The organism is Bradyrhizobium sp. AC87j1 (genome assembly GCF_002936975.1).
Taxonomy (GTDB): domain Bacteria; phylum Pseudomonadota; class Alphaproteobacteria; order Rhizobiales; family Xanthobacteraceae; genus Bradyrhizobium; species Bradyrhizobium shewense.
Window position 1 is genome coordinate 89954 of the sequence record NZ_PTFE01000007.1, and the last position, 18035, is coordinate 107988.

Below are 18035 nucleotides of genomic sequence, written 5' to 3' on the forward strand. Positions count from 1 at the left end.
TCAGGCGCGCACGCGCGGGCGCGCCGGCCTGATGGCGCTTGCCGTGCGGGCCTCGATGACAGCGGCGGGAAATTCACGGAAAGCCTGCGTGACCGGCAGTTCGTGACCCTCATGGCCCGTCGCGCTATAGCCTGTGATATCGACGGCCGCGTCAAATCCTGCCAGCGCGGGCCATTCCCGGCCCGCTTGGGTGAACGGCGCGAACTGGCGCCCGACCACGACGATCGCCGCAGCGCGGCCATCGCGGCGGGCGAAGGCAATGACATGGTCGGCATGTGCGCCGCGCACCGCCAGCGGCTGATAGTCGCCTTGAGCGAAGACGTCGGCGAGTTCATTGCGCAGTTTGAGAAGACGCCGTGTCCAGGCCAGCTTGATCAGGCCGTCGGGCCAGCTCTTGGTCAGGCCACGCCAATCCGGATCGTCCAGTGAACTCAGCGCCGCGTGCCGCGCGCCAAAATCGACCGGGCGACGGTTGTCGGGGTCGACCAGTGACAGGTCCCAGAACTCGGTGCCCTGGTAGAAGTCGGGCACGCCGGGCAGCGTCGCCTTGAGGGTGAGCTGGCTCAGAGAATTCAAGGCGCCGAGCAGGGCCAGGCGCCGGGCCAGCGTTTGCAGTGAATCCAGGAATTCACTGGATAGTGCGGGATCGAGGATCTTGTCGATGAAGCTCTTGAAGCCGTTCTCATAGGCTTCATGCGGGTTGAGCCAGCTCGTCTCTTCCTTGCCCTCGCGCGCGGCCTTCAGCGCATAGGCCTGGATGCGCTCGACGAAGCCGGCATCGACCGGTCCCTGCAGCGGCCAGGCTCCGAGCAGGGTCTGGTAGAGCATGTATTCGAACGTCGCCGACGGCGCGCGGTAATTGCCGTGGAGCGTGAGGTGCGGCGCGTTCAACACCTTCCAGCGCGCCACCGCGCTGGTCCATTCGCCGGGAATTTCGCTGATCGCCGCGATGCGCGCGCGGGCGTCCTCGCCGCGCTTGGTGTCGTGGGTGGCGGTCGCCGTCATTCCCAGCGGCCATTCCCTGGCGCGGGCCTGCATGGTCTCGTGGAAGGCGGAAATCGTGAGCCCGGTGCTGGCGGGATCGCCGCCGACCTCGTTCAGCGCGAGCAGTCGGTGGAATTGATAGAACGCGGTGTCCTCCAGCGACTTCGCCATCATCGGCCCGGTGAATTGCTGCACCTTCAGCGCGAAACGACGCACGCGCGGGGCGCTGTGCGGAGGGCGGCCAGGCTTGAGCAGGTCCATGGTCAGCGCGTCGCGCAGGAAGTCGAAGATGCCTTCGTCCGCGGCGAACCATTCCGCGCGGGCGCGCGCGATGGTGTCATCGATCAGCTTGCGGTCGGGCGCCGTCGGGCCGCTGTTGGTCAGATAGGTGCGGTACACCGGGAAATGCAGCACATAGAGTTCCAGCGCCTGCCGCAGGCTGTCGGCGGAGAAATCGCGCGTCGAGTAATGCCCGTTGGCGATGCGCGCGAGCAGGCGGGTCAGCACGGTGAACTCGCTGGTGAGCAGCGTCTCCAGCACGCGCCGCTTGGCGTCCTTGACGTAAGGCGCAAGCCGCGGCGGCCGGTTGCTGACCTGCCGCCAGGTCTCGTCCAGCGCCGCCAGTCCCCCGGCCTCGACCAGCGCATGGGTGATGACGTTCATCCATTCATAGCCGGTGGTGCCCTGAACGCCGGCGAGGTGCGGCAGGCGTTCGTGCTCGCACAGGATCTTCTCGATCACGGTATAGAACGGCTTTGTATTTCCTTGCGCGTCGCGCACCAGCCGGCGCAGCCGCTGGCAATATTGCGCGGGATCGCGCAGGCCGTCGATGTGATCGAGCCGGATGCCCTGCAGCTTGCCGCTGGCGATGAGCTGCTTCACCAGCCGGTGCGTGGCGGCGAAGGTGCTCGCGTCCTCGACGCGCAGACCGGCGAGCCCGTTGACGTCGAAGAAGCGGCGATAGTTGATATCGCTGGAGGCGAGCCGCCAGTGCCCGAGCTTGTAGTGCTGGCGTTCGAGCAGATGATGCAGCGCCAGCGTCTGCGCGGGACGGTCCTTGGCGGCACGATAGGCGGCAAGGCCGCGTGCGATGATTTCGGCGGCACCAGGGATCTCCCTGAGCTCGGCCTTGAATGCCGGTGCCTCCTTGCGGTTGGGACGGCGCAATCCGGTATAGCGCTCCGCGAGCGAGAGCAGGCGTTTGCCGGCCTCCGTCTCGGCGGCATCCGCTTCCTTCACGATCATGCGCAGCATCTCGCCATAGCGCTCCGGCGCGACGGGTAGGCGATGCTCGAAATACCAGGCGGAAAGACTGCCCTCATCAGGATCGTAGCGCAGCTCGATGTCGCCGCCTTCGAGCGCCTCGCCATAGGACGCGCCGAGGATGGGCAGCAGCACGCCGCCGCGGGCGCGGTAGGCGAGCTGATCCCAGTCGATGTCGAAGGAGACCGCGTGGGGCGAAGCCTGACCCCATTCCAGCACGTCGAGCCACCAGGGATTGTCGGCGAAATGCACGCCGACATGGTTGGGCACGAAGTCGATGATGAGGCCGAGGTCATGCTTGGTCAGCGCCTCGCTCAGCCGGGCGAAGCCGGCCTCGCCGCCAAGCTCCGGACTGAACTGGCTGTGATCGACGGTGTCGTAGCCATGGGTCGAGCCCTTGCGCGCCTTCATCACCGGCGAGGCATAAAGATGCGTGATCCCCAGCGCTTTCAGATAGGGCACCACCGCGGCGGCCTTGTCGAAGTCGAAATCCGCGGTGAGCTGAAGCCGGTAGGTCGCGAGCGGAATGGCGGGAGGCATCCTAACCTCCGAGGCGCCAGACCACCGACCAGGGCGGAAGCCGGTCGCCGGTCTCGCCGCCCCAGATCGGCGTACCCGCGCTGACATTGGAGACGATCTCGTGGTCCGACAGGTTGGCGGTCAGGCGCAGCACGGTGCCGTCGCCCATGCGCCAATGCGCGGTGAGCAGGCCGCTGTCGGCCGCCTCGGCCTCGCCGAAGCTCGCGCCCCTCAGCCGCGGCATGATCTCCTTGCGGCGAAGCGCGAGCAGCTCCCGGACCAGCGCGAGCCGCGCGTCCTGCTGCGGCGTGCGGCCGGTCCAGTCGAGCACGGCCGATTGCAACGTTGCCGGATCGAGCGGGTCGGGCACCTCGTCGCCGTACTTCTCGTAAGCCCAGGCATATTCCTGCTTACGTCCCTTGCGGACAGCATCCGCCAGTTCGCCGTGGAAATCGCAGAAGAACGGAAAAGGCGCCGTGGAGCCCCATTCCTCGCCCTGAAACAGCATCGGCACCATCGGCGCGAGCAGGGTCACTGCAAGCGCCGCTTCGATCTGCTGCGATGATGCCAGGCTCTCGAGCCGGTCGCCGAGCGGACGGTTGCCGATCTGGTCGTGGTTTTGCAGGAAATTGACGAAGGTCGCCGGCGGCAGCTTGCCGCTCGGCTCGCCGCGCGGCTTCTTGCCCCAGAACTCCGAAACCTCGCCCTGGTAGACGAAGCCGGAGGCCAGCGCGTGGGCGAGATCGAGCCGCGGCGTCTGATAATCCGCGTAGTATCCGGCGAGCTCGCCGGTCAGCATCACGTGCCAGACGTGGTGATAATCGTCGTTCCACTGTCCCCGATATTTGCCGTTCGGCGGCTCCTGCGCCGCGTCGAGCAGGCTGGCGCGATTGTCGCCGTTCTCCAGCACGAGATGGATGTGCCGCCCCGTGGCCTTGGCAAGCTCGCCGGCGGCGACGCTGAGGTCCTGCAGCATCGACTGCTCGCCGGGGATTGCCATGATGTGATTGGCGGCATCCAGCCTCAGGCCGTCGAAACGGTAGTCGCTGAGCCAGGACAGCGCGTTCTCGACCGCGAATGCGCGCACCTGCGGCACGCGATAGTCGATCGCACTGCCCCAGGGCGTGTGTGCGTCGGTGAAGAAGGTCGGCGCATAGCGGCCGAGATAATTCCCCTCGGGCCCGAAATGATTGTAGACGACGTCGAGGAACACCATCAGCCCGCGCAGATGCGCTTCGTCGATCAGCGTCTTCAGGTCTTCGGGCCGGCCATAGGCGCTGTCGGGCGCGTACCACAGCACGCCGTCATAGCCCCAGCCGCGGCGCCCGGCGAAATCGGCGAGCGGCATCAATTCCAGCGCGGTGATGCCGGTTGCGACGAGATGATCGAGCTTGTCGATCATGGCGCGATAGGTGCCTTCAGAGGTGAAGGTGCCGACATGGGTCTCGATCAGCACCGTCTCTTCCCAGGGCCGGCCGCGCCAATCGCGCGCACGCCACGAAAAGGTGTCGTGATCGATCACCTCGCTCGGCCCGAACACATCCTCGGGCTGGAAGGCCGAAGCCGGATCGGGCACCTCGATCTCGTCGTCGATCCTGAACTTGTAGGGACTGCCGGCGGTGAGGCCGGAAATCTCGGCCACGTACCAACCATCCTGCCGGCGCTGCATCGCGTGTCTTCGGTCGAGCAGGAGGTCGACACGGCGCGCGCCAGGCGCCCACAGGCGGAACGACGCGCCGTCCTTCGTCGGCCTCGCCCCGAAGGATGGCCTCATAGCGCCCCCGCGAAGGCGAGCACGGAGCGCGGCGGCGCCTTGCTATCGCTCCCGGGCGGGAACTCGACGGTATTCAGCTTGGCATCGGTCGTGTTCAAGATCTGCTGCCAGCTCTTGTATTCGGTCATTTTGGGCAATTTGAATGCGATCTCTTCGGGGGCGGCGTTCAGTACGATAAAGATCGCGGCCCCACCCGGTTCCACCGGGCCCATCACATAGGAGAGGAATCTTCCCTCCGGGAATTTCCAGTCGTTCTCCGTCATTTCGTCACCCGCAGGTGTCAGCCACAATGCGCCGTACGACACGCCGTCGGCGGGGCGGCCGTCGAGCCAGCGATGGCTGCGAAGCTGCGAGAACCGGCGGCGGATGTCGGCGAGATGGCCGACGAAATCGACCATGTCGTCGCCCTCTTTACCGAGATTGTCCCAGCCGACCCAGCCGATCTCGTTGTCCTGGCAATAGGCGTTGTTGTTGCCGGATTGCGAGTTGCCGACCTCGTCGCCGGCGAGGATCAGCGGAACGCCTTGCGCCAGCATCAGGCAGGCCAGCACGTTCTTGCGAAGCTGGCGGCGCAGGCCGATGATATCAGGATCGTCGGTCGGACCCTCGACACCGCAATTGTTGCTGTGGTTGTCGTTGGAGCCGTCGCGGTTGTCCTCGCCGTTGGCCTCGTTGTGCTTCTCGTTGTAGCTGAAGAGGTCGGCGAGCGTGAAGCCGTCGTGGACGGTGATGTGATTGATGCTGGCGCGCGGCCGTCGTCCGTCATGGTTGAACAGGTCGGAGGATGCCGTCATCCGGCTGGAGATGTCGCCGATCAGGCTGCCTTCGCCGCTCCAGTAGCGGCGCATGGCGCTGCGATAGCGATCATTCCATTCCGACCATTGCGAGGGGAATGCGCCGACCTGGTAACCGCCGAGGCCGAGGTCCCAGGGTTCGGCGACGAGCTTGACCGTCGCCAGCACCGGATCCTGCCGGATCGCGGTCAGGAACGAGATGCCGCGATCATAACCGTTCGGTCCGCGCGCGAGCGTGGTGGCAAGGTCGAAGCGGAAGCCGTCGACGTGGCAGACCTCGACCCAGTAGCGCAAGGAATCCATCACCATCTGCAGCACGCGCGGATGGGTGAGATTCACCGACGAGCCGCAGCCGGTGAAGTCGTCGTAATAGCGCGGGTTCTCGCGGTTGAGCCAGTAATAGGAGGCGTTGTCGATGCCGCGGTAGCACAGCGTCGGGCCGAGATGGTTGCCTTCGGCGGTATGGTTGTAGACGACGTCGAGCATCACCTCGATCCCGGCATCGTGCAGGCGCGCCACCGTGGTGCGGAAGGAGTCGAGCGCATTGTCCTGGGCGTAGCGCAGCTCCGGCGCGAAGAAGGAGAGCGAGTTGTAGCCCCAGTAATTGGCGAGCTTCTTCTCCACCAGGATGCGGTCATCGACGAAGCTGTGCACCGGCAGCAGCTCGACCGTGGTGACGCCGAGCTTCTTCAGGTGCTCGATCATCGCCGGCGAGGACAGCCCGCCATAGGTGCCGCGCAGGTTCGGCGGCACGTCGTCGCGCTTCTGCGTCAAACCCTTGACGTGAGCCTCGTAGATGACGGTGTCTTCCCAGGGGATGTTGGGACGAATCTCGCGGCGGCCCCAGTTGAAGGTCTCATCGACCACGACGGCCTTTGGCATGCCGCGGGCGTTGTCGCGCCGGTCGAAGGACAGATCCTCGCGCGGGCTCCCGGTGCGATAGGCGAAATGCGCATCGCTCCAGACCAGGCGTCCCGCGAGCCGCTTGGCATAGGGATCGAGCAGCAGCTTGTTCGCATTGAAGCGGTGGCCGTGCTCGGGCTCGTAGGGGCCGTGCACGCGATAGCCGTAGAGCTGACCCGGCGAGACGTCGTTCAGATAGCCGTGCCAGACATCCTCGGTTCTTTCAGGCAGCTCGATGCGCTCGAGCTCGCGGCGGCCTTGCGCGTCGAACAGGCAGAGTTCCACCTTCTGTGCGTTCGCCGAGAACAGCGCGAAATTGGTGCCGCGTCCGTCCCAGCTTGCGCCGAGGCGTGCAGGCGATCCAGCAGTCAGGCGCATGTGTCAGCTTTCCGGAACGAGGAAGATCGCGGCGAGCGGCGGAATGGTGAGGCGCAGCTCGGGCGCCTTGCCTCCAACGGCATGAACCTCACCGATGTTCCCGACATTGCTGCCGCCATAATGGGCGGAGTCCGAATTGAACACTTCCTTCCACTTGCCGGCAAAGGGCACGCGAACGCGATAGTTGCGATAGACATTGGGAGAGAAGTTGATGATGACGAGACACCGCGCCTGCTCGTCGAATCCCTTGCGCAGCCAAGCGAACACGTTGCGGTTGGCGTCATCCGTGATCAGCCATTCAAAGCCGGCCTGGTCGCAGTCCATCTGGTGCAGCGCCGGCACCGCGCGGTAGAGCCGGTTGAGGTCGCGGATCAACTCCTGGATGCCGGAATGATACTTGTATTCGAGCAGGTGCCAGTCGAGCGACTGGTCGTGATTCCATTCGCGGCTTTGGGCGATTTCCGCGCCCATGAACAACAGCTTCTTGCCGGGATGGCCGAACATGAAGCTGTAATAGGCGCGTAAGTTCGCAAAGCGCTGCCACTCGTCGCCGGGCATGCGGCCGAGGATCGAGCGCTTGCCGTGCACGACCTCGTCATGCGAGAGCGGCAGGATGAAGTTTTCCGAGAAGGCGTAGTGCAGGCCGAACAGGATGTCGCCGTGGTGGTGCTTGCGATGGATCGGATCCTTGCTGATGTAGTTCAGCGTGTCGTGCATCCAGCCCATGTTCCACTTGTAGCCGAAGCCGAGCCCGCCGAATTCGACCGGGCGCGAGACCTGCGGCCAGGCGGTGGACTCCTCGGCCGCCGTAGTCGCCTGCGGGAAGCGCGCGAAGACTTCCGTGTTGAAGCGGCGCAGGAAGTTGATGGCCTCGATGTTTTCGCGGCCGCCATATTGGTTCGGGATCCAGGCGCCGGGCGGCCGGCTGTAGTCGAGATAGAGCATGGACGCGACGGCATCGACGCGTAAGCCGTCAATGGCATAACGCTCCATCCAGAACAGCGCGTTCGACACCAGGAAGTTCGTCACTTCGGTGCGGCCGTAATTGTAGATCAAGGTGCCCCAGTCGAGGTGGCGGCCCTGGAGCGGGTTGGCGTGCTCGTACAGCGCGGTGCCGTCGAAACTGCCGAGCCCGTGCGGATCGTCGGGGAAGTGACCGGGCACCCAATCGAGCAGCACGCCGACGCCTTCGCGGTGGCAGGCATCGACGAGGGCGGCAAAATCCTCCGGCGTGCCGAAGCGGCTGGTCGGCGCATAGAGGCCGGTCGGCTGATAGCCCCAGGAGCCATCGAAGGGATGCTCGCTTACGGGCAGGAATTCGAGATGGGTGAAGCCCATGTCGCGGGCATAGGCCGGCAACTGTTCGGCCAGCTCGCGATAGGTCAGCCATTCATCGCCGTTCTTGCGACGCCACGAGCCGAGATGAACCTCGTAGATCGACATCGGCGCCGACAGCGCGTTGATGCCGTCGGGCGCCGGGCGCGGACGCGCCAGATCCGCCTCGTCGAACACGATAGAGGCCGTCTTCGGCCGCACTTCGCTGGCAAAGGCCATCGGGTCTGATTTCAGCGGAAGCAGATGGCCGTGCGGGCCGATGATCTCGAACTTGTAGTGATCGCCGGCTTTGGCATGCGGAATGAACAATTCCCAATACCCGGCGCCGCGCACCCGCATCGGATGGCGCCGTCCGTCCCAGAAATTGAAATCGCCGACCACGGAAACGCGGCGTGCGTTCGGCGCCAGTACCACGAAGCCGATGCCGTCGATGCCCTCGAGCCGCATCGGATGCGCCCCGAGCTTGTCGTAGAGGCGCTGATCGGTGCCTTCGCCGAGCAAATAGAGGTCGAAATCGGTCAGGATCGGCGGAAAGCGGTAGGCGTCCTCGAACTCGACGACGTTGCCGCCGAACTTTGCGCGCAGCTGATAATGCTTCGAGCCATTGGGCAGGGCCCCGATGAACAGGCCGGAATCGTGCACGCGGTCCAGCGGAGCGACTTCGCCATGCTCGCCGACTGCCTCGACATTTGAGGCCTCGGGGAGAAAAGCGCGCACCACGCTTTTATCGCCCTCGGGATGCCGTCCGAGATAGTGAAAGGGGTCGGAGTGGCGGCCCTCGATGATCGCATAGGCCTCGGCAGGCAATTTAGGCATGGGCTTCGCTCCCGGCACTGGACAGAATGCGAAGCAGTCCGGTCAGCGGCGCATGGAGCCCCTCAGGCCGGTTGGACAGCTCGTACTCTACTTCATCGAAGGCTTGATCAAGCAGGAAAAACCTTAACAGGCCTTCCGCGGATTGCCGATCCTCCGGCCATAGCCGTCGATCGGTCACGGCCTCGCGATAGGCGGACAGGAAGGTCGCGGCGGTTCGCTCGCGCCATTCGTCGAGCGCGGCGGTGATCCGGCCCTGCTCGTCGGCAGCACCCGTGAGCGCACGGCTCAGCGCCGCGTTAACCGAAAGATCGATCGAGCGGATCAGGCGGGCGACGTCGCGCGCGGCCGGCGCCTTGCGCCGCTTGTCGGCCAGCGGCAGACGCGGATCGCCGTCGAAGTCGATGATGAAGATATCGTCCTTCACGATCAGAGTCTGCCCGAGGCGGAAGTCGCCATGATGACGGATGTTCAGCCCGCCGATCCCGGAAGGCAATAGCGCGTTCAGGTGGTCGGGCAGGGACGCGCGCACGGCGGCGAGCCGGTCGATCAGCGGCCGATCCGCCTCCCGCAGGCCGTCGCGGCTGTCGGCCAGCCGTTCGAAAACCCGCTCGGCCCGCGCCTTGAGGTCGGACACGAGGCGTTTGACGTGCGCAGGGCTGATCGGCTCCGGGGCGAGATCGTCCGGCTTTGCCGCCGCAAGGGCGACATGCAACTCGCCGAGCCGCCGGCCGATCTGCGCGATGAAGTGCAGATAAGGCGCTTGCTCCTGGGTCTCGCGCGGCGCTTCGCCTGCCGACAACACGCGTTGCTCGTCAATATAGCGATCGAGATAACCCGTGGTCACGGTCCAGCCGTCACCCTGGTTCTCGACATAGGCATGGAGCACGCCGAGCGTGCTGCGCTGATTGCCTTCGACCAGCTCGACGCTGCCGAGCAACGCCGGCGTATTGGCAAAGCGCGCAACCTCGGTGAGATAATGGCCGATCTCGATCTCGGGATTGATGCCGCTTTCGAGCTGGCGATAGAGCTTGGCGACGTACTGGTTGTCGACCAGCGCGGTGCTGTTCGATTGCTCGATCGCGCGGATGCGTTCGGGCTCCTTGATGGTGTAATCGGCGAAGCGGCTGGTCGCCTTGAACTCCAGCCGCAGATTGTTCTCTTCCACCACCAAATTCTGCGACAGGTTGCGCAGGAACAGGCCAATGAAGATCTGATCGGTCGCCACGTCGAGCAGCGTGCCTTCGCGCGCGCCCTGGCGCACGGCGGCGAGTGCCTTCGGGTTGAAGCGCTCGCGGTCGAAGCGCACCCACTCGATCTGCATCGGCAGCACGTAGCGCGACGCGGCGTCCTGGTCGGCCTTCTCGAAAAAGGCGATCCAGGGCCTGTTGTCGCCGATGTCGCAGAACGGCACCGCCGAGGTCAGCGTGGTCTTGATCTGCTTGGGATTGTGCTCGGGATACCACCGCGTCCGTGACAAGAATCCCGGCAGCACGTCGCGCTCGAACACGCCGCGCTCGCGGGCGAGCGACACCCAGTTCGAGTTCACCGGCACTACCAGCGTCTCGAACTCCGGCACCGCGCGCGGCGTCACCGGCTCGGACTTGTCGCGCTCCTGGAGCTGGAACCAGTAGAAGCCGTAGGGCCCCAGCGTGATCATGTAGGGCAGTTCGCCGATCGCGGGGAAGCGGGTGCGGCCGAGCATCTCCTGCGGGATCCGGTCCTTCCAGGGCGACAGGTCGAGCTCGGTCGCTTGCGCGGCGCGCGACAAATTGGCGACGCAGAGGATCACCTCGTCGCGGTATTGGCGGACATAGGCGAGCACGGCGCGATTGGCCGGGCGAATGAAGGTCATGGTGCCGCGGCCGAAAGCGAGCGTCGACTTGCGCACCGAGATCAGCCGCTTGGTGGCGCTGAGCAGCGACGACAGGCTGCGCGACTGGGCTTCGACATTCACGGATTCGTAGCCGTAGACGGGGTCCATGATCAGCGGCGCGTAGAGGCGGGCCGGGTCACAGCGCGAGAAGCCGCCGTTGCGGTCGGGGCTCCACTGCATCGGCGTCCGCACGCCGTTGCGGTCGCCGAGATAGATGTTGTCGCCCATCCCGATCTCGTCGCCGTAATAGATGATCGGCGTGCCGGGGAAGGACAGCAGCAGCGAGTTCATCAGCTCGATCTTGCGCCGGTCATTGTCCATCAGCGGCGCAAGGCGCCTGCGGATGCCGACATTGATGCGGGCGCGGGGATCGTTGGCGTAGGTGGTCCAGAGATAGTCGCGCTCGACGTCGGTGACCATCTCCAGCGTGAGTTCGTCATGGTTGCGCAGGAACAGCGCCCATTGGCAGCTCGCCGGAATATCAGGCGTCTGGCGCAGAATGTCGGTGATCGGAAAGCGGTCCTCCTGCGCGATCGCCATGTAGATGCGCGGCATCAGCGGGAAGTGGTAGGCCATGTGGCACTCGTCGCCACGGCCGAAATATTCCTGCACGTCCTCCGGCCATTGATTGGCCTCGGCGAGCAGCAGCTTGCCCTTGGAGTAAGAATCCAGCTCCTGGCGCAGGCGCTTGATGATCGCATGCGTCTCGGGAAGGTTCTCGTTCGAGGTGCCCTCGCGCTCGCACAGATAGGGAATGGCATCGAGCCGGAAGCCGTCGACGCCGGCGTCCAGCCAGCGCTTCATCACCTGGATCAGCGCGCTGACCACGCGCGGATTGTCGAAATTGAGATCCGGCTGGTGCGAGAAGAAGCGGTGCCAGTAGAAGGCGCCAGCCTCGTGATCCCAGGTCCAGTTCGACTTCTCGGTGTCGGTGAAGATGATCCGCGTGCCCTGGTATTTCTGGTCGGTGTCGCTCCAGACATACCAATTGCGGGCGCTGGAGCCCGGATGGCTGCGGCGCGCGCGCTTGAACCAGTTGTGCTGGTCCGAGGTGTGGTTGACGACGAGCTCGGTGATGACGCGCAAGCCCCGCTTCTGCGCTTCCTGGATGAAGCGCTTGAAATCCTTCATGGTCCCGAAATCGGGATTGACCGAGCCATAGTCGGCGATGTCGTAGCCGTCGTCGCGGCCGGGCGAGGGGTAGAACGGCAGCAGCCACAGCGCGGTGACGCCGAGCTCCTGGAGATAGGGCAGCTTCTCGGTCAGACCGGCGAAATCGCCGATCCCGTCATTGTTGCTGTCGGCGAAGGCCTTGACGTGGAGCTGATAGATAATGGCGTCCTTGTACCAGAGCTCATCCACGATCTCAGCAGCCTCAAGCTTCTTGGTGTCGACGGAAGACAGAACATTCATGGCGTGACCCCTTACGCCAGGCTGCGGAACAAGAGCGCCGGATCGCGGTCGGGATCGATACGCAACTTGATCCCGCCCCATTCGATGCGGGACTGTTCGCCGGTGAGAAGGTTTTCGAGTGTCGTCACATGGTGCCGCTGACCGCCGGCGTCAACGGTGACGTCGCCGAGCGGCAGCCAGCATTCGCGCGAATGGCCCGAAAGCGCGATCACGACGACGACGGTATTGGCCGGCTCAGCCGCTTCCTTGACGAAGGCGATGGTCTCGCCGTCGTCGATGCCGAGAAACCGCAAGTTCGCCGTTTGCTGGAGCGCGGCGTTGTCGTTGCGGATGCGGTTGAGCGCGGCGATGTAGGACTTGATGTTGCCGGCCCGTTCCCAGTCGCGTTGCCGGATCTGGTATTTCTCGGAATCCAGATATTCCTCGCGGCCGGGCATCGCCTCGTGTTCCAGCAGCTCGAACCCGCTGTAGACGCCGTAACTGCCCGACAACGTCGCCGCCAGCGCAACGCGTGACTTGAACGCCCAGGCTTCGCCGCCCTGGAGATGATAGGGAAGCAGGTCGGGCGTATTGACGAACAGGTTCGGCCGATAGAAGTCGCGCTCGGGATAGCGCGTCAGCTCGCCGAGATATTGCTCCAGCTCCCACTTCGTCGTGCGCCACGGGAAATAGGTGAAGGACTGCGCAAAGCCGAGCTTGGCGAGGCCCTTCATCAGCTTCGGCCGGGCAAACGTCTTGGAGAACAGGATCACCTCGGGATGCCGGCGGCGGATGTCGCGGATCAGCCAGTCCCAGAACGCAAGCGGCGCGGTGTCGTGGTTGTCGATGGCGAAGATGGTGACGCCTTGGTCGATCCAGAACAGCATGGCGTCGCGAAACCCATTCCACAGCCCGGCCCTGTCGACGGAGTTGAAATCGGGGATCACGATGTCCGAATAGGGTCCATCCGCGGTCCGCACCGAGCGATCCGGCCGCCATTTGAACCATTCCGGATGCTGCGTCAGCCAGGGATGGTCGGGCGAGCATTGCACGACGAAATCGAGCGCGAGCTCGAGGCCGTATTCCAGGCAGGTCGCGACCAGTGCGCGGAAATCCTCGATGGTGCCGAGCTCGGGATGCAGCGCATCGTGGCCGCCCTCAGCGGCTCCGATCGCGTAGGGCGAGCCGGGCTCGCCTTCGGTTGCCACCGGCGCATTGTTGCGGCCCTTGCGGCGGCGACGGCCGATCGGGTGGATCGGCGTGAAATAGAGCACGTCAAAACCCATCGCGGCGATATCAGGCACGCGGGCGATGCAGTCGCGCAGCGTGCCGTGCTGGCCGGCGACCTGGCTCTGGCTGCGCGGCATCATCTGATACCAGGCGCCGAAGCGCGCCTTGTCGCGGTCGACAGTCAGCGGGAAAGGCTGCGAGCGGGTCAGGTCCGGCCGGGACTGGCTCTCTGCCATGGCATTGCCGAGCTCGGCCGCAAGCAGCGAGGCGACGTCGCCAGTCTGAAGATAATCCTCGCACTGTCTGACGATGACCGCCGCCGCGTCCTGTCGCGCGCCATGCGCCTTGGTCAGGAGCCCGGCCCCCTCGATCGCATCGAGGCTGACATCGGCACCCATTCGCTGCTTGCGCGCGACCCCGTGCGACCAGGTGGCGAACTCGTCGGTCCAGGCCTCGATCGCGTAGATATATTGGCCGGGCTCAACGGGTGTGAATCCGCCGGACCAGCGGTCATTGCCCCGATGGTCCATCGGCTCGCGCTTCCAGTCGCGGTCCTGTTCGCGGCGCCAGATCAGCGCGGCCCCGACCACGGCGTCGCCATCGCGGTAGACATCGGCCCACACCTCCATGCGCTCACCCGCGATCCGCTTCACGGCGAAGCGGCCGGCGTCGATTGCGGGATAGACGTCCTCGATCAGGAAAGCGCTGCCGGCTGCGGCACTTTCGACAGTTTGAATTGTCTTGTTCACGGTGATGCCATTGACAAGAAAGCAGGAGCCCGTTTCCCTTGTCGGGAACCTACGCTTGGTACCTATATAGAAAGCCGGTTGTGTGTCATTAGTTCCCTCGGGAACGGGTAGCGCGGTCTGCGAGTTAGGGCTGACTAACGTCTTCCACCGTCTCGTTAAAATTGATGCCCCCGGCAAAAGGGTGGCCTGCAAGCTGCGTGCCGAATGGATCTTTTAGCTCAAGCCCGCATCAAGGGCGTTCAATCCGAATTCATCGACGCCCTCGGAAAGCTGCGGGTCACCGATCCCGTGGCCCTCAAATCCATCCTCGACGCCCTGCCGGAGAAGCGGGTTTACCGCTTCGTCAGCGGGCCGGTCGTGGTCCGCGCCTTAGGGCACCCGCGCACCGAATTGGCGACGATCGGCGCGCCGCCGCTGAAGTGGAAATTGACCGCAAAGGCGGAGGTGATCGCCGAGGGCGAGGCTCGCGAGCCCGTGATCGCCTGGCCTGCCGGCCTGCCGCTCGGCTACCACCGGTTGACACTGACGGATGCCGAAGGTGTGACGGAAGAGGTGCCGATGATCGTGGCGCCCGAGCGCGCCTTCGGCGGCGATTTCGACCGCGGCTGGCTGCTTGCCGTGCAGCTCTACAGCGTCCGTTCGGACCGCAATTGGGGCATCGGCGATTTCACCGATCTTGCCGATCTCGTCCGGCTCGCAAAGCAGCTCGGGGCCGATGGCGTCGGGCTCAATCCGCTGCATGTCCTGTTCGACGACCACCCGGCCGATTGCAGCCCCTATTCGCCGAACAGCCGGCTGTTCCTCAACCCGCTCTATATCGACGTCGAGGCCATTCCTGAATTCTCCGCAGACCTCGTCCCCGACGCCGCCGCGACCGCCGCCCGTCTGCGCCAGGGCGATCGCGTCCCCTATGCCGACATGGCGGCGTTGAAATGGCTGGGCCTGCGCGCCGCCTTTGACAGCTTCGTGACGACGGCAAGCGCGGCGCGCCGCAAGGCGTTCGACGCCTTCCGCGCCGCCCGCGCGCCGCTATTGTCCCGCTTCGCCTGCTTCGAGGTGCTGCGCCATCGTTTCACCGCGCCATGGTGGGAATGGCCGGTCGAATGGCAGCAACCGGATGAGGCGAAATGCGCCGGCTTGCGCAATGGGCCTGACAAGCGCGAGGTCGAGTTCGTCGAATTCGCGCAATGGACCGCAGATAGCCAGCTGCATGCGGCCAAGGAGCTGGCCGGCCAGCTCGGCATGCGCGTCGGGCTCTATCTCGACGTCGCCGTCGGCGTGCAGTCCAACGGCTTCGATGCGTGGAACGAGCAGATGGCGATCTCCCGTCATCTCGCCGTCGGCGCGCCGCCCGACGTGCTCAACACCATCGGCCAGGACTGGGGCCTTGCCGGCTTCAACGCCGGCGGCCTGGAAGCGCAATCCTTCGTGCCGTTCGCCGACATGCTGGCGGCCTCGATGCGCCATGCCGGCGCCATCAGGCTTGATCACGTGCTGGGCCTGAAGCGGCTTTATCTCGTGCCGCGCGGCTTCAAGCCGGATAACGGCGCCTATGTGCAGATGCCGTTCGAGGCGCTGCTTGGCGCCGTGGCGCGCGAGAGCGCGGCCCACAAATGCATCGTGATCGGCGAGGACCTCGGCACTGTGCCGGAAGGTTTTCGCGAGACCATGCAGGATTTCGGCATCTGGTCCTATCTGGTCATGATGTTCGAGCGCGACGATGCCGGCCATTTCCGCAACGTCGACCATTACCGGCCCAACGCGCTGGTCACGCTAAACACCCATGATTTGTCGACCTATGCCGGCTGGCGCTCCTTCGGCGACCTCAAGATGAAGCGCTCGCTCGGGCTCGATCCTGGCGAGAACGACCAGGCGCGCTGGGATGCGCTCGGCAGGCTCGACGAGATCCTGCGCCAGAACGGCATTCGTGCTAACGACCTCTATTCGGTGCTGGCCTTCCTGTCGCGCACGCCGTCGCGGCTGCTCGCGGTCTCCATGGAGGATCTGCTCGGAGTGATCGACCAGCCCAACATTCCCGGCACGATCGACGAACATCCGAACTGGCGTCAGCGCCTTCCCGTTGCGCTCGACAAGATCGCCTCGAAGGTCGACCTCACGGCCTTGCGAGCCGCGACGCGGGAACGTTCGCTGAATGGCGGGAGTTGACGCGCGAGGGTTACAAGGGCTCTTTCAAGGCTCGCACGACATTGTCTCAGAGGATCGAGGACTATGCGCTGATCGGTGATTGCGAGACCGCGGCGCTGGTCGGGCGCAACGGCTCGATCGACTGGCTGTGCTGGCCCGCCTTCGATTCCGATGCCTGCTTTGCAGCGATCCTCGGCAGCGATAAGAACGGCCGCTGGCTGGTTACGCCGGCCGAGGACGTCACCAGCATCTCACGCCGCTATCTGGGCAACACTCTCATCCTCGAAACGCGTTTCGAGACGAACAGCGGCGCCGTCGCGCTGATCGATTTCATGCCGCCGCGCGGCAAGGCGTCCGACATCGTGCGGCTGGTCCGCGGCGTCAGCGGCGCGGTGAAGATGCGGATGGAGCTCGTCATCCGCTTCGGCTTCGGTGCCGATATCCCCTGGGTGCGGCGGATCGACCATTCGCTGATGGCCATCGCCGGCCAGGATATGACCGTGCTGCGCACGCCTGTCGAGACTCGCGGCGAGGATCTGACCACGGTTGCCGATTTTGAGGTGAAGGCCGGCGAGACGGTACCCTTCGTGCTGACCTACGGCCCCTCGCATCTGGAGCCGCCCGCGCCGATCGATCCGGAGATCGCACTTCAGGACACCGAAAAGTTTTGGCAGGATTGGTGCGGCCATTGCACCCGCGACGGCGACTATCAAGACCTCGTCATGCGCTCGCTGATCACGCTGAAGGCGCTGACCTTCGCACCGACCGGCGGCATCGTCGCGGCACCCACCACCTCGCTGCCGGAAAAGCTCGGGGGCAGCAGGAACTGGGACTATCGCTTCTGCTGGCTGCGCGATGCCACCTTCACGCTGCTGGCGCTGATGAACTCGGGATACACCGAGGAAGCGCTGGCCTGGCACAATTGGCTGCTGCGCGCCGCCGCCGGCTCGCCGGCGAACATGCAGATCATGTACGGCATCTGGGGCCAGCGGCGGCTCTTGGAATGGGAGGCGGGCTGGCTCGACGGCTATGAGGGCGCCAAGCCGGTGCGCGTCGGCAATGCCGCACATGCGCAGCTCCAGCTCGACGTCTACGGCGAGCTGATCGACGCCTTCCACCAGTCGCGCATGGCCAAGCTCAAGCTCGATGATGAAACGACATGGTCGCTGGAATGTGCCGTGCTCAATCATCTGGCCGAAGTCTGGGACCAGCCCGATCACGGCATCTGGGAGCGGCGCGGCCAGCCCAGGCACTACGTCTTCTCCAAGGTGATGACCTGGGTCGCGTTCGATCGCGGCATCAAGAGCGCCGAGACCTTCGGCTTCAAGGCGCCGCTTCTGCACTGGCGCACCTTGCGCGAGGCCATTCATCGCGACGTCTGCAACCGGGGGTTCGACGTGGAGGAAAATGCCTTCGTCGAATCCTACGGCTCGAAATTGCTCGACGCCAGCGTGCTGCTGCTGCCGGCCGTCGGCTTTCTGCCGCCGTCGGATCCGCGCATCCGCGGCACCATCGCCGCGGTCGAGACATGCCTGATGCGCGACGGCTTCGTGCTGCGGCACGATCCACGCGAGCTGCCTGCGGGGCAGCCGCCGCTCGAAGGCGCGTTCCTGGCCTGCAGCTTGTGGCTCGCCGATGCCCATGTGCTCGCCGGCGATCTCGACAAGGCGCAGGTCTTGCTCGATCGCGTCGTGGGCATCGCGAACGATGTCGGCTTGCTGGCGGAGGAATATGATTCCGACGCTCGGCGCCAGACCGGCAACTTTCCGCAGGCGCTGACGCACATCGCGCTGATCAACACCGCGCATAATCTGTCGGCGGCAAGACAGGAGAGCGAGAAGCCGGCGGTGCAGCGGTCGAAGTAGTCGTAGCCGCTTGCC

At 64.9% G+C, this 18035-nt stretch carries 8 protein-coding genes; 2 read left to right on the forward strand and 6 right to left on the reverse strand.

Annotated features, from left to right (window positions below; all coding sequences use genetic code 11):
• From treY to CV770_RS06805, 6 genes are read right to left on the reverse strand one after another with little or no spacing between them, the layout of a single operon-like run.
• A complete protein-coding gene (gene treY / locus CV770_RS06780; protein WP_104461753.1) occupies positions 1-2787 on the reverse strand; it encodes a malto-oligosyltrehalose synthase in 2787 nt (928 codons plus the stop codon).
• A gap of 1 nt (position 2788) precedes the next feature.
• Entirely contained in the window at positions 2789-4540 is a 1752-nt protein-coding gene (treZ, locus tag CV770_RS06785) for a malto-oligosyltrehalose trehalohydrolase (protein ID WP_104461754.1), read from the reverse strand.
• Complete coding sequence (gene glgX, locus CV770_RS06790) at positions 4537-6615, reverse strand: glycogen debranching protein GlgX (RefSeq protein ID WP_104461755.1); 2079 nt, start codon at positions 6613-6615, stop codon at positions 4537-4539. The genes treZ and glgX overlap by 4 nt, the downstream gene beginning before the upstream one ends.
• A gap of 3 nt (positions 6616-6618) precedes the next feature.
• Positions 6619-8766, reverse strand: coding sequence for a 1,4-alpha-glucan branching protein GlgB (glgB, locus tag CV770_RS06795; RefSeq protein ID WP_165637527.1), 2148 nt, complete (start codon positions 8764-8766; stop codon positions 6619-6621).
• A complete protein-coding gene (gene treS, locus CV770_RS06800; protein ID WP_104461756.1) occupies positions 8759-12052 on the reverse strand; it encodes a maltose alpha-D-glucosyltransferase in 3294 nt (1097 codons plus the stop codon). Before treS ends, glgB begins: the two co-directional genes overlap by 8 nt.
• 11 nt (positions 12053-12063) lie before the next feature.
• Positions 12064-14010, reverse strand: coding sequence for a maltotransferase domain-containing protein (locus CV770_RS06805; protein WP_104461757.1), 1947 nt, complete (start codon positions 14008-14010; stop codon positions 12064-12066).
• Positions 14011-14214: 204 nt separating this feature from the next.
• On the opposite strand from CV770_RS06805, the gene malQ reads away from it, so the two are divergent.
• Positions 14215-16176, forward strand: a complete 1962-nt coding sequence (gene malQ, locus CV770_RS06810; protein ID WP_104461758.1) for a 4-alpha-glucanotransferase — start codon at positions 14215-14217, stop codon at positions 16174-16176.
• Between the two features lie 41 nt (positions 16177-16217).
• Positions 16218-18020 carry a glycoside hydrolase family 15 protein gene (locus CV770_RS06815; RefSeq protein WP_104461786.1) on the forward strand — a complete coding sequence of 601 codons (1803 nt, stop codon included), beginning with the start codon at positions 16218-16220 and terminating at the stop codon, positions 18018-18020.
• The last annotated feature ends 15 nt before the right edge of the window (positions 18021-18035 follow it).